This window comes from Streptomyces sp. NPDC054872, from assembly GCF_053610705.1.
In genome coordinates this window covers 39,938-66,843 of the sequence record NZ_JBSGYY010000019.1, presented here as the reverse complement: position 1 = coordinate 66,843, position 26,906 = coordinate 39,938, and the positions used below count along the sequence as shown (strand labels likewise).

Sequence of the window (26,906 nt, the reverse complement as noted above, 5' to 3'; positions counted from 1 at the left end):
CATACGTTGTGTCACGTCAGCCCGATCCAGTCAGAGACCGGAGACCCCACCATGCCCCAGGCCGCCGCAGCAGTCGCGGAACGTTCCCCAGGCACCACCACGAGGCAGCCCGCCGGGAGCGATTTCGCGCCTCTCCTGCGCACCGTCAAGGAGCAGGGACTCCTGGACCGCCGCACCGGCTGGTACGCCCGCACCATCGCCGTCAATGCCGCTGCCCTGGCCGCCGTGGCGACGGGGATGTTCCTTGTCGGCGGCTCCTGGTGGGTGCTCCTCCTCGCGCCCGTCCTCGCTGCGCTGTGTGCCCGTACGGCGTTCATAGGCCATGACGCCGGGCACTCCCAGATCACCGGCGAGCGCGGCGTGAGCCGCGCCATCGGGCTCATCCACGGCAACCTCCTCCTCGGGATGAGCTCGGCCTGGTGGAACGACAAACACAACCGCCACCACGCCAACCCCAACCACATCGAGAAGGACCCCGACGTCGCCGCGGACGTTCTCGTCTGGACGAGCAAGCAGGCCAAGGTCCGTGTGGGTTTCCGGCGCTGGCTCACCCGCAACCAGGCCTGGCTGTTCTTCCCGCTGACGCTGCTCCAGGGCGTTGCCATGAAGATCTACGGCTTCCAGGATCTGCGCCGCCAGGCCCCTCGCGAACGGCTGCTCGAAGGCTTTCTCCTGGTGGCCCACCTCATCGGTTACGTGACCCTGCTGCTCGTGACCATGCCGGTGGGGCACGCCCTCGCCTTCGCCGCCATCCACCAGGCGCTCTTCGGCCTGCACCTCGGCCTGGCCTTCGCGCCCAACCACAAGGGCATGGAGATGCCCGACCCCGACGGGGAGCGCTGGGGCCACCTCAGCCGCCAGGTCCTCACCTCCCGCAACATCCGGGGCAGCGCGCTGACCGACTGGTTCCTGGGCGGACTCAACTACCAGATCGAGCACCACCTCTTCCCGAGCATGCCCCGTCCCAGCTTGCGACGCGCCCAGCCCCTGGTCCGCGCCCACTGCGCCGAGCTGGGCATGCCGTACGCGGAGGCCGGATTCATCGACTCCTACCGACAGGTATTGCGCCACATGTACGAGGTCGGCGAGCCGCTGCGGGTCGAGTAGCCACGCGAGCCGCGCCCTGCGGCCCCGCGGCTCAGGGTTACGTCAGGGTCGCTCCTCAGGGGTCTATCAGGGGAGGAGTCTGGAACCGTGGGAGGCCCGAGCCCGTTTCTCAAGACAGAGAGCGGCAGCAGCCGCGAAGGAGGCGACACACATGTCGAAGAACGCGAAGATTGCCGCAGGAGGTGTGGCGGCCGGACTCATCCTGTTGATCTGGCTGCCCTGGTGGGCCGCCTTGCTGATCGTGCTCGGAGTCCCGGCCGCGGCCTATCTGACCCTCGACCCCGGACAGCGGCGCAGGCTGCGCCGCGTCTCGCGCAAGGAACTCGGTCACTGATCGGGCACCCCGCGGCGGGCAAGCACACCGGTGAGAAGTCGCCTGACGAGCAGCCGCTGACGGCTCTCCGCTCGCGGTCCCGCCCAGGGCGGCGCCGCGAGCGGAAAACCCCTTGCGCACCGGCAGTTGCGCGGTGACCATGGCGCACATGACTTCCCGAAAGGAGGCCCAGCGATCCCACGGTGATCGCTGATGGCCGCACACGAGGCGTCGCAGACGCCGCCCCTCCCGCCGCAGCCCACTCCCGCGCCGCTGACGTCGGCCTGGCTGGCGGCTCACTTCGACCCACTGCCCTTCCCCGCCCGTAGGAGCGCCCTCGCCCGTTATGCCCGGGCGCTCACCGAAGACGCGTACGGCACACTCCGCGCGGCCCTCGCCGCCGGCACCCCTGACGAACGGCACACCGCCCTCTTCCTGGCCGTGGCCCGGCGTGACCTCACCACCCTCGCCGAAGCCCTCGCCGATCCTTTCCTGCGCCGCCGCGCGCTCTCGGCGGCCATCCGGCTTCCCGTGCCGGAAACAGCCCTGGAACAGCTCGCTTTGAGTGACATCGCGGAGGCACGCCGCGAGACCTACCGCGTCCTGCGCCTGAGCCACCGGCGCGTTCTCGCCGCACGCCTGCTGCCCGAGGTCCACGAACGGTTCGGTGCACGGGACGCCGCCCACCTGCTGCCCGCATGCCCCGCCGAGACGGTCGGAGCATGGCTGCCCCGCCTCGATCCACCCGTCGGCGTCCTGAGCGCACTGACCCGCACCGCACCACTTGCCGTGGCCCAACTGCTCGTCACCCGTGGCGAGAGCCACGCCAACCACGACCGCCATCGCTACGTGGGCCGCAACCGGGCGATCGCGAGCGTGGCCGCGCAGCGCGACCCGGAGGCCGGACTGCTGCTCCTGGCCAAGGCCCCCGACCTCCTGACCCCGCAAGCGGCCCGAACGCTGCTGCGTCACCCGGTCGCACTCCTGGAGATCCTGCGCGCGGCCCCGCCCGACCAGGACGGCTCTCCCTGCGAACTGCGCGTCTCCGCCGGAGCGTTGCCGCCCGCCACCCGACGAGCCCTGCGCGCACTCCCGCCCGCGGATGTGCTGGAACTCGCCCGTCGCTGCCCCGTGACGCAGTCAGGACACCGAGGACCGGGACGTCACGACACCCAGCCCGACAGCCTGGTGGCCATGCTGCCCGCACCGGAACGGCGCCGCCTCGTCCAGGAACGCACCGCCCGGCCCCGCTCGGTGCGGAGCCTGCCCATGGCCACACTCGTGGCCCTGGACCCTGCTGACCGGGCCGAGCTCGTCCTGCCCTGGGTGGAGCGCTTCGCACGTCGCGAGTGGACGTTGAGCCGCCTTGCCGTCGGCCTTCCGCTGGCCCTGGGAGAACCGGTGCTGCGCGACATGGCCGGGCAGCACCGCGTCCACCAGCGCCAGATGGCCTGGCCCGCGCTGCTCGCCTGCGCGGAACTCGAAGGCGACCCGGAGCAGTTCGCGCGGATCGCGGAAGACTGCGAGCGGGCCTGGCACGACCAGGAGGAGGTACGCAGGGCTGCCCTCCAGCAGCTCGCGGGGGCGCCCCCGCGTCTGCTCGCGGCACTGCCCGACCGGGTCCTGCGTGACGCGGCACTGACCACCGTCCAGTCCCGCGACTCGACCACCCACACCCTGACCGCGGCGGAACATCTGCTCCGCCGCTGCGCCGAGAGCGCCGCGGCGACCGGCAGATACCACCGCGCGGTCTACGCGGTGGAACTGCTCTGCCACGTCATGTCCGACCCGCGCTCCCGCAAGAGCGTCGCGCCGCTGCGGATCAGTGAGGAAGCGGCGCGTGCCGTCTGGTCCGCCGCATCGCAGGGCACGCCCGCACCTCCCGGCCTCCGCACCGCCCTCGCGGAGCTCCTCGCACCGCACCTCACCGCACTGCCTGAACTCGACGCTCTGGTGCATGCCATGGCGTTGGAGTCCGACGACCCGGACCTCGCCGCTCGCGCGGCGGCCGCCTGGGTGGGGCCGGTGGAGCTGCGGGAGCGGCGCAGTGCCGAACTGATCAATCAAGACGCGTCTTTCGCGTCGGTGCCGGTCATCCTGCGCACCGTCGTCACCCGGCGCACCGACCTGCTGGACTCGCTGCTGCTCGCCGCTCGGGACGGTCTCACCGGCCGCACGCGTCCCCGCGCCGTCGCCTGGGCCGCGGGACTGCACGCAGGCGTCACCGGTCGCTGGCTGCCGGCGCAACGGCGCGCGTGGGACGAGCACCACGCGCGCGTGGCGGCCGACGAGTCGGCTCCACTGCGCACCCGTGCCGACGCGGCAGCTCAGGTACGCGACGCCGCGCTGCTGACCGCACTCGCGGAATCAGCGCCGCAACCCGTCGCCGCGGCGGCACTCGGCGCGCTGGGCGGAGTCCTCGGTGTGCCGCAGGACGGCGTGCCGCCTGCCACCGAGCATCTGCTGGGCACCCTGTTTCGGCACGCCGCGACGGGCGGGGTTCGGGGGCGAGCCGCCATGGCAGCCGTACGCCGGCTCCTGGCGGTGGTGCCGGACTCGGAGGCGGTCGCCCTGCTCACCCCTGTGGCCTGCGCGGCGGATGCCCCTGTCGGCTCCCGCAAGGAAGCCGTCCGCGCCCTTGGCGCGCTCACCGGTGACGCGGCGTTCGACGCTCTGGTGGCGGCCTGGGACGCGCCGCACCAACACCGCGACGTACGCGCCGTCGTGGCCTGCCATCTCCTTGCCGCGATCGCCCGTCCCGCCATCGCGGACCGCCTGGCCCGGGCGGCGGACCAACCCGCCGTACGGGAAGCGGTGATCCACGCGCGCGTGGGATGCGTGAACGAATCCGTCGGAGAGGCCTACGCGGACTTCTTGGCCCGTCTGGTGAGGGCCGGCGACGAAGAGACCGTGGTCGCCGCGTGCCGCGCCCTGCCCGCCTGGTTCACTCCTCGATCGGCCGACGCCATGCGGGCCGTCGCCGACGTCGCCACGGACCCGGGGCGGAGTCGACGGGAGTGGGACGCGGCCGCACAGCAGTTGGCCTGGTTCCCTCCGGGGCCGGTCGGAGGACCCATCCTGGAGGGCGTCATCCGGCGGCTCCAGGACCTTGCCGGCACGTCGGACCCGCGGGTGCGCGCTGACGCGCTCCGACGGCTCTCCGGCATCGCCGAGGCCGTGCGCGTCCGGCGAGGCTCTGCTCGGACGCTCCTCGTCGCCGACACCGTGGCCCACGCGTTGCATGCCGTGGGCCTGTACCCCGACGCGGCGGCACTGACCTGGGACACGGCGCTGGCCGCCGTGCGCCACGGCCGACATCGCGCGGCGCGCTGGGAGCGGCTGCTGGATCTGGTGGAGGAACGCGCCGAACGGCTGCCCCTGGCGAACGCATTGCATCTCGACGTCCCGACGCCACGCGCGCGTGCGGCCTTGCTCGCGGGCGCCCGTCTGCTGCGTGAGCGAGGGACCCCGGTGGCCGGGGTGATGGCGCTCGCGCTGGTGCGGGCCGGCGGCCGTGCGACGTCGTGGGACAAGTCCTGGCGCGCCGAACTGGTGGCGCTGCGCGAACACGCGGACCACGACACTGCGATGGGCGCGTTCGTCCTCGCCTCCGAGGAGGACCTCTGAGGAGTCGCGCACCCCGCAGGTTCGCGTCGATCAGAAAGATCGAGGTGGCCAGAAGGACCGGGGTGATCAGGCGGGGCGTACGGCCATCTTGTCGAGTGCGTCGAGGAGCGAGGGGAGTTCGGGACCGCGCCCCACCGGCAGCACCTCGCCCGGCTCCTCGTCGAGAAGCACGAACGCGATGTCGTCGGTCTTGGCCACCATCGACCAGCCAGGACCGTCGGCCCGGAGAATGCGTGCCTCGCCGGATGCGAACGAGGAGCGCACGCGGCCCAGCGGCGGCGGGGTGCTCACGTACGCCCGCGCTTCGGCCAGCACGCGACGCACGCCGGTGAGGGGAGCCTGGGCGGCATCAGCCTCGACAGCGCCGGCCGCGCCGGCCGCGGGGGCTTCCCCGCTCCCGGGGCCGGCGTCGCCCTCCTGCGTCGCGTCGTCATCGGCGCTGTCGGCCTGGAAGTCGGCGTCGTCGATCTGCTCGCGCCACGCCGCCCACTGGAGCGCGATCTCGTCGGCGCCCAGCCGGCGCTGGGCAGGACCCCAGGTGTCGGAGTGCGGAGGCGAGAGCGGCTTCTGGTCCGCTTCCTCGGGCTCGGGATCGTGCGGAGCGGGCACGTTGGGCGCCGCGACGGCGACCGCCAGCGGCCAGCCGGGCAGCGCGGCGACCACCGTACGCTCGTCGGGCGACAGGTCGTACTCCATGCCGCAGTCCCAGGAGGCGATGGCGACGGCCACGAGTGACACGTCGTCCACGACGACGGTCCACCGGGCGCCCGCACCGTCCTGGCCGAGCACCAGGCCGTAACCGGTGGCGAGTGGTGCGAGCCCCAGGGCCGCGCATGCCTCCGGATAGTCGTCACCGAGCACACTCGGGAATTTCGCGGGTGTCAGCAGCACCGCGGTCAGCACGTACAGCGCGTCGTCCTCGGCGGCGACAGCGTCGTCCGTTCCGGCCATGCCAGCCTCCCCATCGCTTCATCTGTCGGCGCACCCTAACCACAGGTCCGGTTGATCGTCGAGGGGCGTGTGACCAGGAAGGGTGCTCGCGGGCGGCGTGAAACTCGCTCGTGTGCGCCCGTGACGGTCGCCTAGGGTGCGTGTCATGCCCGGAGCCAGTGCGCACTATGTCTGCCTGCCGTGCCGTGCTTCTTTCAAGAAGCCGGCCGACTACGGCCGCGTGCGTGCCGACATCTGCCCGCGATGTGCGGGCCAGTTGCTCAACGCGGGATCGGCTCTCGCCGTGCCCAAGCGCCGTGACAAGGCGGCCTGGCGCGCCTTGAGCGCGGTCCTGCTGTCCGGACTCCGCTTCCGGCAGGGCTGCTGCGGCGACGGCCCCGGCTATCGCCCTCGCACCCCGCGCGAGGTCCGAGAGCGCCTCGTGCACGCGGCCGAGACAGGCAACTCCCTCCATGAGGCACTGGCCTGCCCCGATCCCACGCACACGGACGTCAGGCGGCAGGCAGGCCGAGGAGCGTTCGCGCCACTACCGCAGGCGACTCGTCGCGCTCCCGGGCGAGGGCGATGACCGCTCGGCAGGCGAGTTCGCTGACTCCGAAGGACAGGGCCTCGGGCGACACCCAGCCCGCGGCTTCGTCCGCGCGGTCCTGATCGTCGTCGGCGGACGCGGCCACGTAGACGGCAGCTGCCTCGAAGAGGTTGTGCGGGCGACGCCGCTCCTCCTTGCCGCGCACAGCTTCGTCCGTGCGCCACAACTTGCGAATCTTGTCGAGCATGTGGGCCACCTTCCCCCGGTTGCGGTTGCCGCTGATGATCACTCATCTGTTGTACTCCAACGTAGAGTTGGAGCTCCGGCGACAGAAGGGGGGCCGTGCGGTGAAGCGCTATGACCGGCTCAAGGAGATTCGGCGTCTCGATCCAGAGCAAGACGCCCTGACGATCTACCGGCTCACCGCGACGTACGAATTCCCCTGGGACTACGCCCGCGCTCTCGAGCTCGCCCTCTACCGCACGTACGCCGTTCCCAGTATCGGACGGCTCCTCGCCGAGACGGCGGAACTGACGGACCGTACGCAGAAGCGGTACGACGACACGGCCCTCCTCCTGGACACCGTCGTGGAGCACGGCTTCGCCACGGACGAGGGCCGCACTGCGATCCGGCGCATCAACCAGATGCACCGTAGCTACGACATCAGCAATGAAGACATGCGCTATGTGCTGTGCACGTTCGTGGTGATGCCCAAGCGCTGGATCGACGCCTACGGCTGGCGCAAGCTGTCGCGCCACGAGACGACGGCGTCCGCCGTCTACTACCGCACCTTGGGGCGGCACATGGGAATCCAGGACATCCCGGACTCCTACGAAGCCTTCGAGAAGTGTCTCGATGCCTACGAGGAGGCGCACTTCGCGTGGGACGAGGGTGCGCGCAAGGTCTCCGACGCGACCCTCGACCTCATGGCCTCCTGGTATCCGCGTCCTCTTGCGCCCTTGTTGCGCGCTTCGACCCTCGCCCTGCTCGACGAGCCGCTCCTGCGCGCCTTTCGCTACGAACCACCGAGTTTCGCCACCCGTACCGTGGTCAGGCGCGCGGTGCGGCTGCGCGGCCGGACCGTGCGCCTGATGCCGCCCCGCACCGCACCGCATTACGCCCGGCAGAACTGGGAGATCAGAGGCTACCCCCAGGGGTACCGGGTCGGCGAGCTCGGCACCTTCCCCGTGCCCGGCGTCCGCGGCTGTCCGGTGCCGCACAGTGGCGGGTCGGAGTCCACCTCAGCGCAGTGAGGCCAACGTCGTGCGCAGCCATGCGAGTTCGGCACGGCTCGTCGCGCGAGCGATGGTGAGGATGCCGCGCCGGAACGGATCATCCAGATCCTCGGCGCGCAGCGGGTGCTCGCCATCGTAGAAGAAGCTGGCCGGCTCCTCGAGGAAGGCCAGGCGGCGTTCGAGGACCGCCGCCTGTGCCGTCTTGTCGTCGACGTGGCGGAGAAAGGCGAGGACCGTGAACCAGCGGTTCTCATCGGTGATGTCGGCCTGTTGCGGCTGCGTGAGCCTGCGCCGCAGTTCGCTCCGGCCTTCCGCGGTGAGGTCCAGGACATGGCGGGGTGCCGCCACGGAGCCGGGCTGTGTCTCGCGGGCCAGCAGTCCCGCCTTCTCCAGTCGTTTGATGGCCGGGTACAGCGTGCTCTCCGCGACCGGGCGCACGTGGCCGGTCAGGGCGGTGATGCGCTTGCGCAGCTCGTAGCCGTGCAGGGGCGTGTCGTAGAGGAATCCGAGGATGGCCAGTTCGAGCATGCCGTGCATTCTGCCGCACTCGCGGTGTACCTCTCACTCGCAATACATCGGTGACGATGTATTCTCCTACCGAAGTAGGAGTGGGCGAGCCAGGGGAGTGGCGATGCGACAGGCACGGTTCGACGCGCAGGGCAGCTGTGTCCGATGGACGGAGAGCGAAGGATCCGGACCGGCCCGGGTGTACGTGCACGGGCTCGGCGCGGCGTCGTCGGTCTACCACGCTCACATCGCGGCCAGAGACGAGCTGAGCGGACGCCGCTCGCTCTTCGTCGATCTGCCGGGCCACGGCATCAGCGACCGCCCCGCGGATTTCGGGTACTCCCTGGAGGACCACGCGGACGCCTTGGCCGCGGCGCTCGACGCGGCCAAGGTGACCGGCGCGGAGATCGTCGCGCACAGCATGGGCGGCTCCGTCGCCATCGTGCTCGCACACCGACGCGGCGACCTGGTGTCCCGGCTGGTGCTCACCGAGGCGAACCTCGACCCCAATCCGCCCGCGGCCGCGGGCAGCAGCGGCATCGCGGCCTACGAAGAAGAGGATTACGTCGCCGACGGCCACGCGCGCGTGCTCGACAAGGTCGGCCCCTTGTGGGCGGCGACCATGCGGCTGGCCGACCCCCGTGCCCTGCACCGCAGCGCGAGTGGTCTGGTGAGGGGAACGCGGCCGACGATGCGCGCGATGCTCATGGAACTGCCCGTCGAGCGTGTCTACTTGCAGGGTGCGCGGAGCGGTGAACTCGCGGGGGAAGAGGAGCTGACGTCCTCCGGGGTGAAGATCGTGACCGTGCCGGGAGCGGGGCACAACGTCATGTTCGACAACCCGGAGGTGTTCGCCGCGGCCATCGCCGGAGGCCGCTGACAGTCCGACGCGCCCTGCCCCTAGTCCTCTCGTACGGCCAGGGCGAGGAACCGCGCGTCCTCGTCGACGTAGGAGGTCAGCACCCAGCCGGCACCGGCGAGCAGCGGGCGGAGGTTGGCCTCGGCACGCAGATCGTCCTGCGTGATCTGGCGGCCCTGCCGCGCCGCGAGCGCAGCCCGGCCAATGGGATGGAAGAGGGCGAGGACCCCTCCGGTACGCACCACACGCCTCAACTCCCGCAGGTTCTTGCCCGGATCGGCAAGGTGGGAGATCAAGCCCGCGCCGAACACGGCATCGAGCGACGCGTCGCGCACCGGGAGCCGGGACACGTCCGCGAGCAGGAGTTGCCCTTCTCGGTCCCTGCCCGCCCGTGTGGCGGCCTCCAGCATGGCAGGCGTCAGATCCGCCCCGAGCACGACTCCCGCGGGCCCCACGACCTCCCTCAGCGCGGGCAGGGCGCGTCCGGTGCCGCACCCGGCGTCGAGGACACGGCCGCCGGGGCGCAGGCCGAGCTCGGCCGCGGCGGCCCGGTAGGCGGGGCCGTCGTCGGGGAAGCGGCTGTCCCAGTCGGCCGCTCTGGCGGAAAAGAATTCACGGACGCGCGTGTGGTCATCGCTCATGTGGCCATGATTACGCAACGACCGTCATGCGCGTCGGGGGCACACGTTCGAGCGTCACGCGATCGTTCAGGGCCCTCTCTCTGTCATCTTTGAACACCTTTCGAACTGCGCCCCCGTTGTGCGCCCCTGTTCGGACTAGCGTCCCGGAGCCATGGGACACCTGGACCACGCCACCTTCGGCTGGCTGACCCCCGTGCTGTCGTACGCGATGGCCTGTATCGGCGCCGCTCTCGGGCTGCGCTGCACCGTCCGCGCGCTCGGCGCCACGGGCACGTCACGCCGCAACTGGCTCATCACCGCGGCCTCCGCCATCGGCGCGGGCATCTGGACGATGCACTTCGTGGCCATGCTCGGCTTCGGCGTCACCGGCACGGAGATCCACTACAACGTGCCCCTGACCATCCTGAGCCTCGTCGTGGCGATGGCCGTCGTCGGAGTCGGGGTCTTCGCCGTCGGTTACGGCCGCAACCGCGGACGCGCGCTCGCGCTCGGCGGACTCACCACCGGGCTCGGCGTGGCGTCCATGCATTACCTGGGCATGGCCGCGCTGCGGCTGCACGGAGATGTGCGCTACGACCCCGTGCTGGTCGGCCTCTCCGTGGTCATCGCCGTGGTCGCCGCGACTGCGGCCCTGTGGGCGGCGCTCAACATCAAGTCACCTCTCGCCGTCGCCGTCGCGTCACTTGTCATGGGCGGAGCGGTGAGCAGCATGCACTACACCGGCATGCTGGCCGTGAGCGTGCGGGTCACCGAATCCGGCGTCGCACTGTCCGGCGCGACGACCATGCAGTTCATCTTCCCCCTGGCGGTCGGCCTCGGGTCCTATCTCTTCCTGACCTCAGCTTTTGTCGCGCTCTCCCCGACCTCAGGGGAGCGCGAGGCCTCCGTGGCGGCCCAGCGGCCGGTGGAGGGTGCCGCCGGATAGCGGCGCATCCGGGCCGGTCACGGACGGGCGGACACACCCGACATCTCTCCGAGCGAGGAGGCCATGCCTACACCCCGTAGGACCCCTGACGCGAGCGACGGCACATCGCCGCCGACGACCGGCGCCCCGGCACGCGGTCGGCGCGCACACGCGGGGCCGCCCGCCGACGAGCGGCCCGACACGGACGCCCCCCTGGACCCCGGCCCGCCGACGACCCCGGCATCACGAGACCGCACGTGGTGGCCACGCCCTCGTACCGTACGAGCCAAGATCGTCTGCCTGCTGATGGTGCCGGTCGTCTCCCTGATCGGGCTGTGGGGATACGCCACGGTCAGCACGGCCCAAGACGTCGCGCACCTGAGGCAGTTGCAGCGCGTCGACACAGAGGTCCGCGGTCCCGTCGACACGGCCATCGCCGCGCTACAGGCAGAGCGCGTGACAGCGGTGCGCTACGCGACCCGGCCCGCACCCGACGGCGGCAGCGAACTCAAGAGGCGTGCGGAGCGCACGGACCGCGCGATCGCAAAGCTGCGCCGCGGCGAGGACCTGACGGTCGCCGACGGCGCCGATCTGCCCACCGGCGTGGCATCCAGGCTCGCATCCTTTGTCACCGTCGCCGAGAACCTGAACGCCCTACGGGCCGACGTGATCGACGGCCGCACGGGCTGGGACGCGACCTATGGTCAGTACACGAAGACCATCTCGGCCGCCTTCGGGGTCGGCGGCGCACTCACCGGCGTCCAGGACGCCGAACTCGGCTCCGACGCGCGCGTGCTGCTCGAATTCGCCCGGGCCGCCGAGATGCTGGCACGCGAGGACGCCGTCCTGTCCAGCGCCCGGCTCGACGGGTCCCTCGACGGTGAGCGACTGCGCCAGTTCACCGGAGCCGTCGACACCCGGCGCACCCTGACCGAGGCCGCGGTCTCGGACCTGCGCGGGTCCGAACGGGCAGCCTGGCGGGACGTCGCGGAGGGGAGCGCGTACGCCGACGTACGCGCCGTGGAGGACAAGGTGCTCCTCGCACCACCGGGCCGCAAAGCCGCCGACGCGGCATCGGCCGCCAAGTGGGACAACTCCCACGCGGCGGTACGCGATGAGCTGCGCGCGATCGAGGCGGGCGCCAACCGCGACTCCGCCGGCCGGGCCGACCCCCTGACCCGCGGGCTGCTCACGGCGGCAGGTGCCGCCGTGCTGCTCGGGCTCGTCGCCGTCGCCGCCTCACTGGTCATCTCCGTACGCATCGGGCGCGGCCTGGTCGTCGAGCTGGTGAGCCTGCGCAACGGCGCCCTGGAGATCGCCCGCCACAAACTCCCGCACGCCATGCGGAGGCTGCGCGCCGGCGAGGAGATCGACATTCACGCCGAAGCACCCCCGGGACCGCCCGCGGAGGACGAGACGGGACAGGTCTACGAAGCGCTCGGCACGGTGCACCGGGCGGCCCTGCACGCCGCCATCGAGCGCGCCGAACTCGCCAGCGGCATCTCGGGTGTCTTCGTCAATCTCGCCCGCAGGAGCCAGGTCCTCGTCCACCGCCAGCTCAGCCTCCTCGACGGCATGGAGCGCAGGGCGGACGACCCGAACGAACTCAGCGACCTCTTCCGACTCGACCACCTCACCACCCGCATGAGGCGACACGCCGAAAGCCTGATCATCCTCTCCGGAGCCGCGCCGGGGCGCGCCTGGCGCCTGCCCGTGTCCTTGACGAACGTCGTCCGAGCGGCCGTCTCCGAAGTCGAGGACTACGCGCGCGTGGAGGTACGACAACTCCCCGCTGCCGCTGTCCTCGGGACCGCCGTCGCCGACCTCACCCATCTCCTGGCCGAACTCGTCGAGAACGCCGCCCAGTTCTCGCCGCCGCACACCAAAGTACGCGTCACCGGCGAACCGGTCGGCAACGGCTACGCCCTGGAGGTCGAGGACCGTGGCCTGGGCATGGGCACGGAGGCCCTGGCCGAGGCCAACCGCCGCATCGAGCAGTCCGAAGCGCTCGACCTCTTCGACAGCGACCAACTGGGGCTCTTCGTCGTCAGCAGGCTCGCCGCACGCCACGCCATCAAAGTGCACCTGCGCACGTCCCCCTACGGCGGCACCACCGCGGTCGTTCTCCTGCCCACCGCACTACTGCAGAGCACCACGTCGGAGAGTCCCGGAGATCACACCATGGAACGTGACCGCGAACTGAACGCGCACGCACGCGTGCCCGACGCCGCCCCGCTGAACGGCAACTCCGTGCCGGCCCCGGCCGCCCGCCCCGCTCTGGCCCCCTCGGACAACCCGACGGCGACACCTCCCGGCGTCACGGCCCTGCACCCGCACAAGCCCCCGGCACCGGAACCCGACAACGCCCCGGAACCTTCGGACGATCTCCCGCGCCGGGTACGCCAGGCCAGCCTGGCCCCCCAGCTGCGCGAACGCCCGCGCGACGCGGCGGCCGGGTCTGTGAGCGTCCGAGAAGACACCGAACGCAGCCCCGAAGACGTACGGGACCGCATGTCCGCCTACCGCGACGGCTGGGCCCGCGGCGGCGGCCGCAGGCCCGGGATCGTCGGCGCGGTCCCCGACATCCCAGGGCCCGCCCCGGCCAGAGACAGCACCGAAGGAGACCACCCATGATCCAGGATCAGAGCATCACGGCCGGCAGGACCGGCGAACTCGACTGGCTGCTCGATGACTTGGTGCTGCGCGTCGGAGAGGTACGGCACGCCGTGGTGCTCTCCAACGACGGACTCGCCGTCGGCGCCTCGACCGCCCTCACCCGCGAGGACGCCGAACACCTGGCCGCGGTCGCCTCCGGGTTCCACAGCCTCGCCAAGGGGGCGGGCCGGCACTTCGGAGCGGGGGGAGTGCGCCAGACCATGGTGGAGATGGACGACGGCTTCCTGTTCGTGGCAGCGGCGGGCGACGGCTCATGCCTCGCCGTACTCAGCTCCGTGACCGCCGACATCGGCCTCGTCGCCTACGAGATGGCACGCCTCGTCAAACGCGTGGGCGAGCATCTGCACACCCCGCCACGCTTCGCGGCGCAGCCGCCGGCCGCCGGATGACGCAGGACGGCCCACGCGGATGACCGAGGACAAGAGCGCCGTCCCGCGCGACGCGGGCAGCCAGTGGTACGACAACGAGGCCGGACCACTGGTCCGTCCCTACGCGATGACCGGCGGGCGGACCCAACCGGGCCCCAGCGGAGTGCGCTTCGACCTGATCGCACTCGTCGCACTGGACGCGAACGCACCGGGCCCCGGGGACGACACCACGCTCGGCCCGGAACACCGGTCGCTCATCGAACTGTGCCGCACCGAGACCCAGTCGGTGGCCGAACTGGCGGCCGACGCCGACCTGCCCGTCGGCGTGGTCAGGGTGCTGCTCGGTGACCTGCTGGAAATGGGCTGCGTGAAGGTGAACCGACCCGTGCCCCCCGCACAGCTACCCGACGAGAAAATCCTGCGAGAGGTGATCGATGGGCTCCGAGCACTCTGACGCCGACGGCGGCGACACGACCGCCATGGCGTTGAAGATTCTGGTCGCGGGCGGCTTCGGGGTGGGCAAGACCACCCTGGTCGGCGCGGTCAGCGAGATCCGCCCGCTGCGCACCGAGGAACTCCTCAGCGAGGCGGGCCAGTCGGTGGACGACACCGGCGGAGTCGACCGCAAGACCACGACGACCGTCGCCATGGACTTCGGCCGCATCACCATCAGGTCCGGCCTGTCGCTGTACCTCTTCGGTACGCCGGGGCAGGACCGTTTCTGGTTCCTGTGGGACGAGTTGTCCCAGGGCGCCCTAGGAGCCGTCGTCCTCGCGGACACCCGGCGGCTCGAGGACTGCTTCCCCGCCGTCGACTACTTCGAGCACCGGCACATCCCGTTCGTGGTGGCCGTCAACTGCTTCGCGGCCGCGCGTACGTACGGTGCCCACGAAGTGTCACGGGCCCTGGACCTCGACCGCGGCACCCCTGTGGTGCTGTGCGACGCACGGGACCGCGATTCGGGAAAGGAGGTGCTGATACGCCTGGTCGAGTACGCCGGACGGATGCATACCGCCCGGCTGCTCGACACGGTGGGCTGAGGTCAGACGCCCGAGAGGACGTCAGTCGGCGACCGCGCCCTGCGCGATCACCTTGTCGATCTTGACGCGCACGAGCAGCTCACCGGGCACGCCGTTGCGTTCGCCGAACTCTTCGGCGCGCCCCTCGCCCATGTAACGGGCGCCGAGCCGGCCAGCCCAGTGCCGCACCTCGTCGGGATCGTCGCTCAGCCGCGCCTGCCCCTGCAGGATCACGAACGTGAAGGGAGGCCTGTCGTCGTCCACACAAAGGGCGACACGCCCGTCTCGCGCCAGATTCCGCCCCTTGACGGTCTGTGCCCCGGTGTTGAACACCACCTCGTCCCCGTCCAACAAGAACCAGATCGGTGCGATATGGGGGCTGCCATCCGCTCGGACGGTCGACAGTTTGCCGGTACGTGTGCCGTGCGAGACGAAAGCCCGCCACTGGTCCTCGGTCATCTTCTGTGCCATGTCCCCATCATGCTTGCCGGAGGGCCGATGGTGGGGAAGGCTGGCAGGTCAGTTCCTCCGGCCAGGGGGAACAGAAGGCGGGGAGACGGGAACATGGTGCAGAACACGGGCCTCGGTTGGCTGCTCGACGACTTGACCAAGCGTATGGAGCCCGTACGGCACGCGCTGGTGCTGTCCAACGACGGCCTGGTGACCGGCGCGAGCTCGGATCTCAAGCGCGAGGACGCGGAACATCTGGCCGCTGTCTCGTCGGGTCTGCACAGCTTGGCCAAGGGCTCAGGGCGGCATTTCCGCGCGGGCAGCGTGCGCCAGACGATGATCGAGTTCGATGACGCGGTGCTGTTCGTGACGGCGGCCGGCGACGGCAGTTGTCTGTGCGTCCTCAGCTCCGCGGAGGCGGACATCGGCCAGGTCGCGTACGAGATGACACTCCTCGTCAACCGCGTCGGCGAGCACCTCGGCGTGGGCGCCCGGCAGCCGGAGCGAACACCGGTTGTAGACCTCTGACCTGCTGAAATGTCGATGCGTCGAGAGTTATCCACAGGCTCGGCGCGGATCGCGGTGATCGCGCTACGGTTTTCCCGAGAGCAAAGACGCCTCACGGGGGAGAACCACCATGACAGGTCACACGATCACGCAGGAGACCGCCGAGACCGCCGCGGCCGGTGAGACCGCGGAGACCGGCGAGCCCGCTGCCACGGCGGCACAGAGCTCGGTCGGGCTGAGTCGGGCAGCACGAGAACTGGGGCTCAAACGCGGCGAGTTCGAGCTCGCCGTGATGCTGGGACGCGTCCGCACCGTCGCCGACACGGTTGGTGGGCGTCGCCGCGTCACATGCGAGGAGATCGAGCGCGTCCGTGCCGGGGACGGATTCCCGGAGGCATGGCTGGAGCGCATCAGAGCCGTGGGCACCACTGAGGGCGCCGCCCTCATGGGCATCTCCACGGCCCGGTTCACCCGACTCACCCGCGCCGGTTTCGTCACCCCGGTGAAGTTCTATCTCAACCGTTATCGAGCGGTGGTCTGGCTGTATCTGGCAGAAGAGCTGAAGCACTTCGCGGAATCCGAGGTCAACGCCGCACTGCTCACCGGTCGAGCCCCCGGCACGATCCGCGCCCAACTGGAGGCGGGCGTCGACCTACGGGCACGGAACTGGCGGGGCCGCCACGCGGGGGCGCTGCTTGGCCAGTCGGACGACCCCTGGGAGCGCGCCGCGGCCGTGGCCTCGCTGCTCGACCCGGTCCAGATCGTGGAGATCATCCGGGATCCGTACGAACGCGCCTATGTACGAAGCCTCATGCCTGACCCCCTCGGCCGGGGCGTACCGGAGTCACCGGCAGGACGGATCATCTACAAGATCATGACCGCGGACCATCCCGACGAGATCCGCTGGCTCCGGGCCAATCTCACCATCGGCCTCTCCCAGGCCAGGGGCCGGCGCCCGGCGCCGCGCCCCGCACCGAAGCTTGGGCCCGGTGCCACGGCGGGCGCCGTCCCTGGCCCACAGGCAGAGCTCGCTGCCGAGCCAAGCCCGCACGACCCGGCGATGCACCACGCGCCAGTGTCCGCGCCGCACCACATCGAGGCCCCGCCAGCCACGCTGCCCGCGGAAGGCAGGAGAGAGCGGGCGCCGGAGCCACGAGGCCTGCTCAAGTGGATGCGCCGCAGGGGAGCGTAGTCACAGCCGCTGGGGGACGTAGCCCACGCGGGCCTGCTGGAGACAGGCCCCGTGCGGAGCGCGCCGCTACATGGTGGCGTCGAGGTCCTTGGCGTAGTGCTCGATCGCGGGACGGTACGTGGCGATGCCCGGGTCCTGGCTCGTGGTGGCGAGCAGGGTCAGCAGGATCTCCATCGCGTCGTGTGCCCGGCCGGTGTTGTAGAAAGCCATGGCCAGGAAGGTCTTGAGGGCTGCGTCATCCGGGAATTCGGCTGCCGCGTCCCCCAAGGTCGCGACGGCCTCCGGATACCGGCCCAGGACGCGGTAGGTGCTGCCCAGACCCAGGAGTGCGCCCCGGCGGTCATCGGGGGAGAGGCCCGGCTCCTCGACCGCGCGCACGTAGTGCGGTACGGCCTCGGCCTCCAGGCCGAGTGCGTCGTGCACCCACGCGGTCTGGTACGCCACTTCCGCGTCCAGGGGGAACTGCTCGCACAAGGCGAGCAGTTGCTGCCGGGCTTCCTCGCGGCGGCCCTCCTCGCGGAGCCCAATGGCCTCGGCGAGCAGGCGGTCGCGGTGCGCGGCCGGGTCCTCGTCCTTCATCAATGCCCCGTCCCTCTCTCTAGCTCTCTCTAAGCCTTGACCGAAAGATCGGAGGCATCGATGTCATTCTGCCGCACATGGATGCGCCGCCTATGGGCGTTTCGGTGGCGGGCCCGTGGACCCTCGTGGCGTGAGGGCGGGCGTGGGCACCTGGTGAGGCGCGACGCGCCGGCCGGACAGGACCTCATAAAGGGAACGGGCCACATCCGCTCCGAAGGCGTAGATGTCATGGCTCATCGCGGAGAGCGTCGGGTGGGTCAGCTTGCACAACTGCGAGTCGTCCCAGGCGAGCAGGGAGATGTCGGCGGGGACCCGCAGGCCCATCTCGGCGGCGACGGACAGACCGGCCACGGCCATCAGATCGTTGTCGTAAATGATCGAGGTGGGCCGCTCCGCCGCGGTGAGCAGCGAGCGTGTCGCTCGGGCCCCTGCCTCTCCGGAGAAGTCCGTGGCCAGCTGACGACCCTCCGGCAGCCGGAGGTCGGCCATGGCCGAGGTGAAGGCGGCGCGGCGGATCACGCTGTGCCCCAACTCGGCGGTGCCGCCGACCCGGGCGATGGAGCGGTGTCCCAACGCCGCGAGATACCGCACTGCTTCGGTGACGGCCGTGGTGTCGTCGGTCCACAGCGAGGTGAAGGGCCCCGTCAGCGAGGGGTGGGCGACGGCAACCACGGGCATCCCGAGCTGCGAGAGGACGGGGACGCGGGGGTCGTGCTCACGGAAGTCGACCAGGACGGAGCCGGCGATCTGCCCCGACCGCCACCAGTGACGCTGGAGTTCGATCTCCTCGTCCGGGCTTTTCACCAGGCGCAGGAGCAGGGCGCTGGACTGTTCGGAAAGGACGCTCTCCAGGCCGGAGATGAACTCCATGTAGAAGGGTTCGAGGCCCAGTTGACGTGCGGGGCGGCTGATCGCGAGCCCGATCGTGCCCGTGCCCTGCATGTTGAGCGCCCGAGCCGAGCGGTTCGGCTCCCAGCCCATCGAACGGGCGACCTCCAGGATCCGGGTGCGGGTCGCCTCGGACACCCCTGGTTTGTTGTTGAACGCCAGCGATACGGCCGCTCGCGAGACCCCGGCGCGGGCCGCGACGTCCCGGATGGTCAGTCTTCGCTCCGTCATGCGGGCTCCGCTTTGAAGTACTGCGCGAGCACCGTCGGTGGCTTGGGATCGTCGGCGCTCGCATCGCCGACCTGGCCGTACCTGGTCGCGACGGCGGACAGGGAGAGGGTGCCGACGAGGGCGATGGCGGTTCTGCGTGTCATCTGCCGTGTCCTTCGGGGGAGTTGCGGGCGGCCCGGACGCGGTCCGCTGACCTTGGCACACAACCTAGACAGGATTCCAGACCTCGTCCATAGACCGGTTCAGTTTCTCTTCGCTTGAAATGGCACCGCATTCATGGCGCGTTACTGAACCTTTGCTTAATTAGACACACATCTAGACAACGTTATTTCCGATGGGCAGAGTGTGCGGTCGACCGCGGGCCGCTCCGGTCTCGCGTCCCCGACAGAGGGGCTTTCCCATGCACAGAAAACGCATCACCGCGTTTCTCGCGGCGGCGCTTCTGGCGCTGTGCCTCACCCCCGACGCCCAGGCGTTCCCGAGCAGTTCCAAGCAGCAGGTGATCAACTACCTGCGTTCCATCTCGGGTTCGAACATCGTGTCCGGTCAGCACAACAAGGAGCCCGCGAGCAATCCGGGCCAGTACACCCAGCAGGTCAAGGACGTCACCGGGCAGTATCCGGGCCTGTGGGGCGGGGACCTGATGTTCCGGGCCGAGGACGTCGCCAACCGGCAGCGGGTGATCGACCAGGCGAAGACGGAGTGGGCCAACGGCTCGCTCGTGGCGCTGACCTGGCACGTCTGTCCGCCGACGATGGGCAGCTCCTGCGAGTTCGAGGGCGGCGTCAAGTCGCGCATCACCGACGCCCAGTTCTCGCAGGTGGTCACCGACGGCACGGCGCTGAACAACGCCTGGAAGCGCCGTCTCGACGAGGTCGTCCCGTACTTGCAGCAGCTGAAGGCGGCAGGCGTTCCCGTGCTGTTCCGGCCGTTGCACGAGATGAACGAGCAGTGGAACTGGTGGGGCAAGCGTCCGGGTGCGAACGGAGGCGCGCAGCTCTACCGGATCACCCACGACTACCTCACGGGCAAGGGCCTGAACAACCTCATCTGGGTGTGGAACGTCCAGGACAACCCGGAGGGAGGCTGGGCCAGCTACTACCCGGGGAACAGCTACGTCGATGTCGCCTCGCTCGACGTCTGGTACAAGAACTACCCGAGCTCCGCCGACTACCAACAACTGCAGAGCATCGCGGGCAGCAAGCCGATCGCCCTCGCGGAGATGGGCAAGGTCCCCAGTTCCACCCTGCTGAACAGCCAGACCCGTTGGTCGTACTTCATGATCTGGTCGGAGCAGCTGAAGGGGAGCAACACCAACGCCGAGATCCAGGCCTGCTACTTCCACCCGCGCGTACTCAACCAAGGTGAGGTGAAGCTCCCGGCCGCCCGGGCCGGCGCCCCGACCTAGGCACATGCGGCCCCTCACGCTCTCTCCCGCGGGTACGAGGGGCCGTCACCCGTTTCGCCGACCCCGGGTGCCGGGTGCGCTGACGTTGCGTTGAATCCGGAGTGACCTATGCCTCCGGGAGCAAGCATGTCTGAGTCACACGGGCCGAGCGAGCCACGGCCGAGCGCCTCATCGTCCCGGTCGGGCGCCTCATCGTCCCGGTCGAGTGCCTCACCGCCCCGGCGAGGACGGCTCCGGGGGATCGGGCAGTGGTGTGCGCACCACTGCGTGACCGTCATTGTCGTGTGGCTTGCCGCGCTGGTCGGGCTGCAGGTCCTGAACCACGCCTACGGCGGTGCGTACTCCGACGACTTCTCCCTTCCCGGCACCGCGTCGCAGGAAGGCCTCGACGTGCTCAAGGCACACGAGCCCGCGGCCGGCGGTTACAGCGCCCAGGTCGTCCTGCACGACTCGGCCAAGCCCCTCAGTGACGAGAGCGACCAGGTCAGCTCGGCGGTCAGCAGTCTGCAGAAGCTTCCGCACGTGCTGTCCGCGCAGAGCCCGCTGCCCGCACAGCAGCAGCCCGCCGGTACGCCGAACCTGGGACCGCTGTCCTCCGACGGCAAGACGGGCTACATCACCGTCCGCTTCGACGTGCAGCCCTCCACCCTCGGCGACGACTATCTGAACGGCGTCGACAAGGCGGTGCAGCCGCTGCGTTCCACCGGTGTGGAGGTGGAGTACGGAGGTCCGCTGGGCGAGCTCGCCCGCCCCGAGGCGGACGACCGCACGAGTGAGGCCATCGGGTTCGGTGTGGCGATCGTGGTCCTGCTGGTCGGCTTCGGCAGCGTGCTCGCCGCACTGATGCCTCTGGTGACGGCGCTGGTCAGCGTGTTGTGCGGCCTCGCCTGCCTGGGCCTGCTCGCGGCGGCGTTCACCTTCGCCACCGTGTCACCGACGCTGGCCACGATGATCGGGCTCGGCGTCGGGATCGACTACGCCCTCTTCCTGGTCACCCGCCACCGGCAGAATCTCCTCACCAAGGACCCCGTCACGGCCGCGGGGCACGCGACGGCGACCAGCGGCCGGGCGGTCCTGGTCTCCGGATGCACGGTGATCATCGCCCTGTCCGGGCTGTGGGTGTCCGGGATCTCGTTCATCGGCAAGCTGGGCCTGGCCGCCGCGGTCACCGTCGTCACGGCGGTACTCGGCGCGCTGACCTTGGTGCCAGCCCTCCTCGGCCTGATCGGGCGCCGCATCGACAAGCTGCGGGTGCGGACCCCGATCGCCGAGACGAGCACCGGGCCGGGGGCCACGGACCAGGGCGGCTGGCATCGCTACGCGCAGCGCGTGGAGCGGCGGCCCTGGTGGTTCCTCGTCGGCGGCGCCGTCGTGCTCGCCGTCCTGTCCGTCCCGGTCTTCTCCATCCAGCTCGGGCACATCGGTGACGGGGCCGACCCGAAGTCCTTCACCGACCGGCGCGCCTTCGACCTGATGTCCTCCGCGTTCGGACCCGGCTCGAACGGCCCGATGACCCTTGTCATCGACCAGAGCGACGTACCTCAGTCGGACAGGGCGGCACTGAAGACCCAGGCGCAGAAGGCCCTCGACGACGTGCCCGACGCGGCCGCCATCACACCGCTCGATGCCACGTCGGACGGCGACGTCCTGATCTCCACGGCGTACTCCGTGGCTGCCCCGCAGGACCAGCGGACCACCGATCTGCACAAGGATCTGAGCGACGACGTGCTCCCACAGGCGGTCTCGGGGACGAAGGCGAGCACGTACGTCACGGGGACGACCGCCGCGCAGGCCGACTTCCTGGAGATCGTCTCCAAGAAGCTGCCACTGATCATCGCGGTGGTGGTGGCGCTCGCCTTCCTCGTGATCCTCGTCGTGTTCCGCGGCCTGCTCGTCGCGGTCAAGGCCGCGGTGCTCAACGTCCTGTCGATCGCCGCCTCGTACGGGGTGGTGGTGGCCGTCTTCCAGTGGGGCTGGGGCGGACCGGCGCTCGGGGTATCGGGGAAGGTCCCGATCGAGAGCTACGTACCGATGATGATGTTCGCGATCGTCTTCGGTCTGAGCATGGACTACGAGATCTTCCTGCTGTCCCGGGTCCACGAGGCGTGGCTGCGCACCCGGGACGCCAGGGCGAGCGTCGCCCACGCCCTGGAGATCACCGCAAGGGTCATCACCTGTGCCGCACTGATCATGGTGAGCGTCTTCGCCGCGTTCATCATCAGCGACAACATCGTGGTGAAGATGCTGGGGCTCGGCCTCGCGGCCAGCGTGCTCATCGACGCCACCGTGGTCCGGCTGCTGCTGGTGCCCGCGGTGATGACGCTCCTGGGCACATCCGCCTGGTGGGCACCGCGTTGGATGGACCGGCTGCTCCCGCACATCGATGCCGAGGGCGGGAGCCAGGCCGCACCACCGGTCAGCAAGCCCGACTGAGGCGGGCGCTCATGCCTCCGCGGAGGTCCTCACGCCCCCGTGGAGGGCCGGCCGTCCATGTGGCGCTCACCGTAGGCCCGGAAGAGACCCTCCTGGACGACCGAGACCAGCAGCCTGCCCTCGATGTCGTAGATGCGGCCGCGTGCCAGACCGCGGCCGCCCGTCGCGATCGGCGACTCCTGGTCGTACAGGAACCACTCGTCCGCGCGGAAGGGGCGGTGGAACCACATGGCGTGGTCAAGGGAGGCCATGTCGAAGCCGCGCGGGCCCCACAGGGGTTCCACCGGGATGCGGACGGCGTCCAGGAGCGTCATGTCGCTCGCGTACGTCAGCGCGCAGGTGTGGACGAGGGGGTCGTCGCCGAGCGGGCCGACCGCGCGCATCCAGACCGCGCTGCGCGGCTCGGCGTCCTTGATCTCCTCGGCGGTCCAGCGCAGCCGGTCCACGTAGCGGATGTCGAAGGGCTGGCGCCTGGCCATGCGCTCCAGCTGCTCGGGGAGCTCGCCCAGATGCTCGGTGATCTCCTGCGCGACCGTCGGCAGCGTCTCGGGGTCGGGAGCCGTGATGCGCGGCGGCAACTGGTGCTCGAAGGCCCCTTCCTCGGGCTGATGGAAGGAAGCCGTGAGGTTGAAGATGGTGCGGCCCTGCTGGACCGCGGTCACCCGGCGGGTGGTGAAGGAACGCCCGTCCCGCACCCGCTCGACCTGGTACACGATCGGCACGCCGGGACGGCCGGGCCGCAGGAAGTAGGCGTGCAGCGAGTGCACCGGGCGCTCGCCCTCGGTGGTGCGCCCCGCGGCCACCAGGGCCTGCCCGGCGACCTGCCCGCCGAAGACCCGCTGCAGGGACTCCTGCGGGCTGCGGCCACGGAAGATGTTGACCTCGATCTGCTCCAGGTCCAGCACGTCGACAAGACGGTCGGCGGGATTGTTCATGGCGGTTACTCGACTCCTGTCCGGGGGGAAGCTCGGGGCGGTCAGCGGTCAGCGGTCAGCGGTCAGTGGTCAGGTGGCAGTGCTCAGCAGGTGCCTGCCGACAGCCGTCAGAGCTGGCCGACGTCCGTGACGCGGACGACGGCGCGGCCCTCCTCGTCGGAGGCCGCGAGATCGACCTCCGCGCTGATGCCCCAGTCATGGTCGCCGTTCGGGTCGGCGAACGTCTGCCGGACGCGCCACAGACCGTGCTCCGGGTCTTCCTCGATGAGCAGCAGCTTGGGGCCGCGTGCGTCGGGGCCGGTGCCGAGATCCTCGTACTCGTCCCAGTACTTGTCCATGGCCGCGCCCCAGGCGTCGGCGTCCCAGCCGGAGTCGGCGTCCAGTTCGCCCAGCTCCTCGACGTGGTCGAGCGCGGCGAGCTCGACGCGGCGGAAGAGCGCGTTGCGGACCAGGACACGGAAGGCCCGGGCGTTGGCGGTGACCGGCTTCACCTGGTCGGCGCGCTCCTGGGCCTCCTCGGCGGTCATCACCTCGGGGTTGGCGAGCTGCTCCCACTCGTCGAGGAGGCTGGAGTCGACCTGGCGGACCATCTCGCCGAGCCAGGCGATGAGGTCCTCCAGGTCCTCGGACTTCAGGTCGTCCGGGATGGTGTGCTCAAGTGCCTTGTACGCGCTCGCGAGATAGCGAAGGACGATGCCCTCGGTGCGGGCGAGCTCGTAGAAGGACGTGAACTCCGTGAAGGACAGCGCCCGTTCGTACATGTCGCGGATCACGGACTTGGGGGAGAGCGGGTGGTCGCCGACCCACGGGTGGCTCGTCTTATAGGTGTTGTACGCGTGGAAGAGCAGCTCTTCCAGGGGCTTGGGATAGGTGACGTCCTGGAGCCGCTCCATGCGGTCCTCGTACTCGACGCCGTCCGCCTTCATCAGTGCGACGGCCTCCCCGCGCGCCTTGTTCTGCTGGGCGGCGAGGATCTGGCGCGGGTCGTCCAGGGTGGACTCGACGACGGACACCATGTCCAGGGCGTACGAGGGGGATTCCTGGTCGAGCAGGTCGAAGGCGGCCAGGGCGAACGTCGACAGCGGCTGGTTGAGCGCGAAGTCCTGCTGCAGGTCGACCGTCAGACGCACGATGCGGCCCGAGGCGTCCGGCTCGTCGAGCTTCTCGACCACACCGCCGTCGAGCAGCGAACGGTAGATGGCGATGGCGCGGCGGATGTGGCGCAGCTGCTGCTTGCGCGGCTCGTGGTTGTCCTCGAGGAGGTGACGCATCGCCTCGAAGGCGTTGCCCGGGCGGGCGATCACCGCCAGGAGCATGGTGTGCGTGACGCGGAAGCGGGAGGTCAGCGGCTCGGGCTCGGAGGCGATGAGCTTCTCGAAGCCGGACTCGGTCCATCCCACGAAGCCCTCGGGGGCCTTCTTGCGCACCACCTTGCGGCGCTTCTTCGGGTCGTCGCCCGCCTTGTTGAGCGCCTTCTCGTTCTCGATGACGTGCTCGGGCGCCTGTGCCACGACCAGGCCCGCCGTATCGAAGCCCGCACGTCCCGCGCGGCCCGCGATCTGGTGGAACTCCCGGGCGCGCAGGGTGCGTACGCGCGTGCCGTCGTACTTGGTGAGGGCGGTGAACAGCACGGTGCGGATCGGGACGTTCACGCCGACGCCGAGGGTGTCCGTGCCGCAGATGACCTTCAGCAGACCGGCCTGCGCCAGCTTCTCCACGAGCCGCCGGTACTTGGGCAGCATGCCCGCGTGGTGCACGCCGATGCCATGGCGCACGTAGCGGGAGAGGTTGCGGCCGAACTTGGTGGTGAAGCGGAAGTTGCCGATCAGCTCGGCGATCTTGTCCTTCTCCTCGCGGGTGCACATGTTGATGCTCATCAGCGACTGGGCGCGCTCGACGGCCTGTGCCTGCGTGAAGTGCACGATGTAGACCGGCGCCTGCTTGGTCTCGAGGAGCTCGGTGAGCGTCTCCGTGATGGGCGTCAGGCGGTACTCGTACGAGAGGGGGACGGGGCGGGTCGCGGAGCGGACCACGGAGGTGGGGCGTCCCGTGCGGCGCGTCAGGTCCTTCTCGAACATCGAGACGTCGCCGAGCGTCGCGGACATGAGGATGAACTGGGCCTGCGGCAGTTCGAGGATCGGGATCTGCCAGGCCCAGCCGCGGTCCCCCTCCGCGTAGAAGTGGAACTCGTCCATCACGACCTGGCCGATGTCGGCGTGCTTGCCGTCGCGCAGCGCGATCGACGCGAGGACCTCGGCCGTGCAGCAGATGACCGGGGCGTCGGAGTTCACGGACGCGTCACCGGTCAGCATGCCGACGTTCTCGGTGCCGAAGAGCTTGCACAGGTCGAAGAACTTCTCCGACACCAGCGCCTTGATCGGAGCCGTGTAGAAGGTGACCTTGTCCTGGGCCAGCGCCGTGAAGTGCGCGCCCGCCGCGACCAGGCTCTTTCCGGAGCCCGTCGGCGTGGACAAGATCACGTTGGCTCCGGAGACCACCTCGATCAGCGCCTCCTCCTGAGCCGGATAGAGAGTGATCCCCGTCTCCTCGGCCCACGAGGAGAAGGCTTCGAAGAGGGCATCGGGGTCGGCATCCGGCGGCAGCTGATCAATGAGTGTCACACCCCCATCTTGCCTTCCTTCTGCCTCGATCAGGGAACCGGCGGCCCGCACGAAGATCACGAACGCTACGCTGTGTCGCCAACGGGGCGTCAGTTCAACGGAAATGGGGCGGGCAACAGCCATGATGGGTCCGGCACACTCACTGTCGGGGGCTGCGGCCTGGCTCGGCGTCGGAGCGGCCGCGGCGGCCGCCGGGCACACGATGCCCTGGCCGGTCCTCCTCGCCGGAGCCTTGATCTGTGCCGGGGCCGCGCTCGCACCCGACCTGGACCACAAGTCGGCGACCATCTCGCGAGCCTTCGGACCCGTCTCCCGAGGCCTGTGCGAGATCGTCGACAAGCTGTCGGCCGCCGTCTACAAGGCGACCCGCAAGCAGGGCGACCCGCGCCGCGCCGGCGGCCACCGCACCCTCACGCACACCTGGCTGTGGGCCGTCCTCATCGGCGCGGGAGCCTCCGCTCTCGCCATCTTCGGCGGCCGCTGGGCGGTCCTCGCGCTGCTCTTCGTCCATATGGTGCTTGCCATCGAGGGTCTGCTGTGGCGGGCCGCGCGCGGGTCGAGCAGCGACGTCCTTGTGTGGCTGCTCGCCGCGACGAGTGCCTGGATCCTCGCCGGCGTCCTGGACAAGCCCGGCAACGGCGCGGACTGGCTGTTCACCGCGCCGGGCCAGGAGTACCTGTGGCTGGGTCTTCCGATCGTGCTCGGCGCACTGGTGCACGACATCGGGGACGCGCTCACCGTCTCCGGCTGCCCGATCCTGTGGCCCATCCCCATCGGCCGCAAGCGCTGGTATCCCATCGGACCGCCGAAGCTGATGCGGTTCCGGGCGGGCAGCTGGGTCGAGCTGAAGGTCCTGATGCCGGCGTTCATGCTCCTCGGGGGAGTGGGCGGGGCGGCCGCCCTCAATTACATCTGAGGGCGGATCC

25 protein-coding genes are annotated in these 26,906 nt (G+C 70.2%); 15 read left to right on the top strand and 10 right to left on the bottom strand.

Translation table 11 applies throughout. The features are described 5' to 3' along the window. The first annotated feature begins 51 nt into the window (after positions 1-51). From ACWGIH_RS23725 to ACWGIH_RS23715, 3 genes are all read left to right on the top strand, one after another. Positions 52-1,107 carry an acyl-CoA desaturase gene (locus ACWGIH_RS23725; RefSeq protein WP_453442850.1) on the top strand — a complete coding sequence of 352 codons (1,056 nt, stop codon included), beginning with the start codon at positions 52-54 and terminating at the stop codon, positions 1,105-1,107. A gap of 151 nt (positions 1,108-1,258) precedes the next feature. Next, positions 1,259-1,441, top strand: a complete 183-nt coding sequence (locus tag ACWGIH_RS23720; RefSeq protein ID WP_361042450.1) for a hypothetical protein — start codon at positions 1,259-1,261, stop codon at positions 1,439-1,441. A gap of 192 nt (positions 1,442-1,633) precedes the next feature. After that, positions 1,634-5,047, top strand: coding sequence for a hypothetical protein (locus ACWGIH_RS23715; RefSeq protein ID WP_453442848.1), 3,414 nt, complete (start codon positions 1,634-1,636; stop codon positions 5,045-5,047). A 66-nt stretch (positions 5,048-5,113) separates the two neighbouring features. Here the strand turns inward: ACWGIH_RS23715 and ACWGIH_RS23710 are convergent, their stop codons facing one another. Continuing rightward, on the bottom strand, positions 5,114-5,998 hold the full coding sequence (locus ACWGIH_RS23710; RefSeq protein WP_453442847.1) for a hypothetical protein: 885 nt from the start codon (positions 5,996-5,998) through the stop codon (positions 5,114-5,116). Positions 5,999-6,489: 491 nt separating this feature from the next. Next, positions 6,490-6,774, bottom strand: coding sequence for a hypothetical protein (locus ACWGIH_RS23705; RefSeq protein WP_453442846.1), 285 nt, complete (start codon positions 6,772-6,774; stop codon positions 6,490-6,492). A gap of 100 nt (positions 6,775-6,874) precedes the next feature. Between ACWGIH_RS23705 and ACWGIH_RS23700 the strand changes: the two genes are divergently transcribed. Next, positions 6,875-7,780 carry an oxygenase MpaB family protein gene (locus tag ACWGIH_RS23700; protein ID WP_453442845.1) on the top strand — a complete coding sequence of 302 codons (906 nt, stop codon included), beginning with the start codon at positions 6,875-6,877 and terminating at the stop codon, positions 7,778-7,780. On the opposite strand, the gene ACWGIH_RS23695 is transcribed toward ACWGIH_RS23700, so the two are convergent. After that, entirely contained in the window at positions 7,769-8,290 is a 522-nt protein-coding gene (locus ACWGIH_RS23695; protein ID WP_453442843.1) for a PadR family transcriptional regulator, read from the bottom strand. The genes ACWGIH_RS23700 and ACWGIH_RS23695 overlap by 12 nt on opposite strands. 103 nt (positions 8,291-8,393) lie before the next feature. On the opposite strand from ACWGIH_RS23695, the gene ACWGIH_RS23690 reads away from it, so the two are divergent. Next, positions 8,394-9,149: an alpha/beta fold hydrolase gene (locus ACWGIH_RS23690; RefSeq protein ID WP_453442841.1), complete on the top strand. Its 756-nt coding sequence runs from the start codon at positions 8,394-8,396 to the stop codon at positions 9,147-9,149. A 20-nt stretch (positions 9,150-9,169) separates the two neighbouring features. On the opposite strand, the gene ACWGIH_RS23685 is transcribed toward ACWGIH_RS23690, so the two are convergent. Next, the gene (locus tag ACWGIH_RS23685; protein ID WP_453442840.1) at positions 9,170-9,769 is read right to left on the bottom strand and encodes a class I SAM-dependent methyltransferase; all 600 of its coding nucleotides are present in this window, start codon (positions 9,767-9,769) and stop codon (positions 9,170-9,172) included. A 151-nt stretch (positions 9,770-9,920) separates the two neighbouring features. Here ACWGIH_RS23685 and ACWGIH_RS23680 point away from each other — a divergent pair, with 151 nt between their 5' ends. From ACWGIH_RS23680 to ACWGIH_RS23660, 5 genes are all read left to right on the top strand, one after another. Continuing rightward, a complete protein-coding gene (locus ACWGIH_RS23680) occupies positions 9,921-10,694 on the top strand; it encodes an MHYT domain-containing protein (RefSeq protein ID WP_453442838.1) in 774 nt (257 codons plus the stop codon). Between the two features lie 63 nt (positions 10,695-10,757). Further along, positions 10,758-13,307: a sensor histidine kinase gene (locus tag ACWGIH_RS23675; protein ID WP_453442836.1), complete on the top strand. Its 2,550-nt coding sequence runs from the start codon at positions 10,758-10,760 to the stop codon at positions 13,305-13,307. Further along, the gene (locus tag ACWGIH_RS23670) at positions 13,304-13,738 is read left to right on the top strand and encodes a roadblock/LC7 domain-containing protein (RefSeq protein WP_453442835.1); all 435 of its coding nucleotides are present in this window, start codon (positions 13,304-13,306) and stop codon (positions 13,736-13,738) included. The genes ACWGIH_RS23675 and ACWGIH_RS23670 overlap by 4 nt, the downstream gene beginning before the upstream one ends. Positions 13,739-13,757: 19 nt before the next feature. Then, positions 13,758-14,171 (top strand): DUF742 domain-containing protein, encoded by a 414-nt coding sequence (locus ACWGIH_RS23665; RefSeq protein WP_453442833.1) that lies wholly within the window; start codon positions 13,758-13,760, stop codon positions 14,169-14,171. After that, positions 14,152-14,757, top strand: coding sequence for a GTP-binding protein (locus ACWGIH_RS23660; RefSeq protein WP_363205958.1), 606 nt, complete (start codon positions 14,152-14,154; stop codon positions 14,755-14,757). The genes ACWGIH_RS23665 and ACWGIH_RS23660 overlap by 20 nt, the downstream gene beginning before the upstream one ends. 21 nt (positions 14,758-14,778) lie before the next feature. Here the strand turns inward: ACWGIH_RS23660 and ACWGIH_RS23655 are convergent, their stop codons facing one another. Continuing rightward, positions 14,779-15,207 carry a PPOX class F420-dependent oxidoreductase gene (locus tag ACWGIH_RS23655; RefSeq protein ID WP_453442831.1) on the bottom strand — a complete coding sequence of 143 codons (429 nt, stop codon included), beginning with the start codon at positions 15,205-15,207 and terminating at the stop codon, positions 14,779-14,781. Between the two features lie 93 nt (positions 15,208-15,300). On the opposite strand from ACWGIH_RS23655, the gene ACWGIH_RS23650 reads away from it, so the two are divergent. Continuing rightward, positions 15,301-15,714: a roadblock/LC7 domain-containing protein gene (locus ACWGIH_RS23650; RefSeq protein ID WP_453442829.1), complete on the top strand. Its 414-nt coding sequence runs from the start codon at positions 15,301-15,303 to the stop codon at positions 15,712-15,714. A gap of 109 nt (positions 15,715-15,823) precedes the next feature. Further along, positions 15,824-16,885 carry a DUF6397 family protein gene (locus ACWGIH_RS23645; protein WP_453442827.1) on the top strand — a complete coding sequence of 354 codons (1,062 nt, stop codon included), beginning with the start codon at positions 15,824-15,826 and terminating at the stop codon, positions 16,883-16,885. Between the two features lie 66 nt (positions 16,886-16,951). Here the strand turns inward: ACWGIH_RS23645 and ACWGIH_RS23640 are convergent, their stop codons facing one another. From ACWGIH_RS23640 to ACWGIH_RS23630, 3 genes are all read right to left on the bottom strand, one after another. After that, a complete protein-coding gene (locus ACWGIH_RS23640; protein WP_453442825.1) occupies positions 16,952-17,464 on the bottom strand; it encodes a tetratricopeptide repeat protein in 513 nt (170 codons plus the stop codon). A 90-nt stretch (positions 17,465-17,554) separates the two neighbouring features. Next, positions 17,555-18,583, bottom strand: coding sequence for a LacI family DNA-binding transcriptional regulator (locus ACWGIH_RS23635; protein WP_453442824.1), 1,029 nt, complete (start codon positions 18,581-18,583; stop codon positions 17,555-17,557). Then, complete coding sequence (locus ACWGIH_RS23630) at positions 18,580-18,726, bottom strand: hypothetical protein (protein ID WP_453442822.1); 147 nt, start codon at positions 18,724-18,726, stop codon at positions 18,580-18,582. The genes ACWGIH_RS23635 and ACWGIH_RS23630 overlap by 4 nt, the downstream gene beginning before the upstream one ends. 257 nt (positions 18,727-18,983) lie before the next feature. On the opposite strand from ACWGIH_RS23630, the gene ACWGIH_RS23625 reads away from it, so the two are divergent. Together ACWGIH_RS23625 and ACWGIH_RS23620 are read left to right on the top strand one after the other, a co-directional pair. Beyond that, the gene (locus ACWGIH_RS23625; protein WP_453442820.1) at positions 18,984-19,991 is read left to right on the top strand and encodes a glycosyl hydrolase; all 1,008 of its coding nucleotides are present in this window, start codon (positions 18,984-18,986) and stop codon (positions 19,989-19,991) included. A gap of 267 nt (positions 19,992-20,258) precedes the next feature. After that, positions 20,259-22,424, top strand: coding sequence for an MMPL family transporter (locus tag ACWGIH_RS23620; RefSeq protein ID WP_453442818.1), 2,166 nt, complete (start codon positions 20,259-20,261; stop codon positions 22,422-22,424). Between the two features lie 29 nt (positions 22,425-22,453). Here the strand turns inward: ACWGIH_RS23620 and ACWGIH_RS23615 are convergent, their stop codons facing one another. After that, entirely contained in the window at positions 22,454-23,359 is a 906-nt protein-coding gene (locus ACWGIH_RS23615) for an acyl-CoA thioesterase (RefSeq protein WP_453442816.1), read from the bottom strand. Positions 23,360-23,466: 107 nt separating this feature from the next. After that, positions 23,467-26,103, bottom strand: a complete 2,637-nt coding sequence (locus tag ACWGIH_RS23610; RefSeq protein ID WP_453442814.1) for a DEAD/DEAH box helicase — start codon at positions 26,101-26,103, stop codon at positions 23,467-23,469. Between ACWGIH_RS23610 and ACWGIH_RS23605 the strand changes: the two genes are divergently transcribed. After that, the gene (locus tag ACWGIH_RS23605; RefSeq protein ID WP_453442812.1) at positions 26,102-26,896 is read left to right on the top strand and encodes a metal-dependent hydrolase; all 795 of its coding nucleotides are present in this window, start codon (positions 26,102-26,104) and stop codon (positions 26,894-26,896) included. The genes ACWGIH_RS23610 and ACWGIH_RS23605 overlap by 2 nt on opposite strands. The last annotated feature ends 10 nt before the right edge of the window (positions 26,897-26,906 follow it).

What these genes read in the sequence shown, in the direction of transcription:
- ACWGIH_RS23715 (WP_453442848.1), top strand. Translation starts at nt 1,634, where the DNA reads ATGGCCGCACACGAGGCGTCGCAGACGCCGCCCCTCCCGCCGCAGCCC.
- ACWGIH_RS23615 (WP_453442816.1), bottom strand. Translation starts at nt 23,359, where the DNA reads ATGAACAATCCCGCCGACCGTCTTGTCGACGTGCTGGACCTGGAGCAG.
- ACWGIH_RS23650 (WP_453442829.1), top strand. Translation starts at nt 15,301, where the DNA reads ATGGTGCAGAACACGGGCCTCGGTTGGCTGCTCGACGACTTGACCAAG.
- ACWGIH_RS23710 (WP_453442847.1), bottom strand. Translation starts at nt 5,998, where the DNA reads ATGGCCGGAACGGACGACGCTGTCGCCGCCGAGGACGACGCGCTGTAC.
- ACWGIH_RS23680 (WP_453442838.1), top strand. Translation starts at nt 9,921, where the DNA reads ATGGGACACCTGGACCACGCCACCTTCGGCTGGCTGACCCCCGTGCTG.
- ACWGIH_RS23665 (WP_453442833.1), top strand. Translation starts at nt 13,758, where the DNA reads ATGACCGAGGACAAGAGCGCCGTCCCGCGCGACGCGGGCAGCCAGTGG.
- ACWGIH_RS23640 (WP_453442825.1), bottom strand. Translation starts at nt 17,464, where the DNA reads ATGAAGGACGAGGACCCGGCCGCGCACCGCGACCGCCTGCTCGCCGAG.
- ACWGIH_RS23705 (WP_453442846.1), bottom strand. Translation starts at nt 6,774, where the DNA reads ATGCTCGACAAGATTCGCAAGTTGTGGCGCACGGACGAAGCTGTGCGC.
- ACWGIH_RS23655 (WP_453442831.1), bottom strand. Translation starts at nt 15,207, where the DNA reads ATGGCACAGAAGATGACCGAGGACCAGTGGCGGGCTTTCGTCTCGCAC.
- ACWGIH_RS23610 (WP_453442814.1), bottom strand. Translation starts at nt 26,103, where the DNA reads ATGGCTGTTGCCCGCCCCATTTCCGTTGAACTGACGCCCCGTTGGCGA.
- ACWGIH_RS23660 (WP_363205958.1), top strand. Translation starts at nt 14,152, where the DNA reads ATGGGCTCCGAGCACTCTGACGCCGACGGCGGCGACACGACCGCCATG.
- ACWGIH_RS23725 (WP_453442850.1), top strand. Translation starts at nt 52, where the DNA reads ATGCCCCAGGCCGCCGCAGCAGTCGCGGAACGTTCCCCAGGCACCACC.
- ACWGIH_RS23625 (WP_453442820.1), top strand. Translation starts at nt 18,984, where the DNA reads ATGCACAGAAAACGCATCACCGCGTTTCTCGCGGCGGCGCTTCTGGCG.
- ACWGIH_RS23670 (WP_453442835.1), top strand. Translation starts at nt 13,304, where the DNA reads ATGATCCAGGATCAGAGCATCACGGCCGGCAGGACCGGCGAACTCGAC.
- ACWGIH_RS23675 (WP_453442836.1), top strand. Translation starts at nt 10,758, where the DNA reads ATGCCTACACCCCGTAGGACCCCTGACGCGAGCGACGGCACATCGCCG.
- ACWGIH_RS23635 (WP_453442824.1), bottom strand. Translation starts at nt 18,583, where the DNA reads ATGACGGAGCGAAGACTGACCATCCGGGACGTCGCGGCCCGCGCCGGG.
- ACWGIH_RS23685 (WP_453442840.1), bottom strand. Translation starts at nt 9,769, where the DNA reads ATGAGCGATGACCACACGCGCGTCCGTGAATTCTTTTCCGCCAGAGCG.
- ACWGIH_RS23690 (WP_453442841.1), top strand. Translation starts at nt 8,394, where the DNA reads ATGCGACAGGCACGGTTCGACGCGCAGGGCAGCTGTGTCCGATGGACG.
- ACWGIH_RS23630 (WP_453442822.1), bottom strand. Translation starts at nt 18,726, where the DNA reads ATGACACGCAGAACCGCCATCGCCCTCGTCGGCACCCTCTCCCTGTCC.
- ACWGIH_RS23605 (WP_453442812.1), top strand. Translation starts at nt 26,102, where the DNA reads ATGATGGGTCCGGCACACTCACTGTCGGGGGCTGCGGCCTGGCTCGGC.
- ACWGIH_RS23695 (WP_453442843.1), bottom strand. Translation starts at nt 8,290, where the DNA reads ATGCTCGAACTGGCCATCCTCGGATTCCTCTACGACACGCCCCTGCAC.
- ACWGIH_RS23645 (WP_453442827.1), top strand. Translation starts at nt 15,824, where the DNA reads ATGACAGGTCACACGATCACGCAGGAGACCGCCGAGACCGCCGCGGCC.
- ACWGIH_RS23720 (WP_361042450.1), top strand. Translation starts at nt 1,259, where the DNA reads ATGTCGAAGAACGCGAAGATTGCCGCAGGAGGTGTGGCGGCCGGACTC.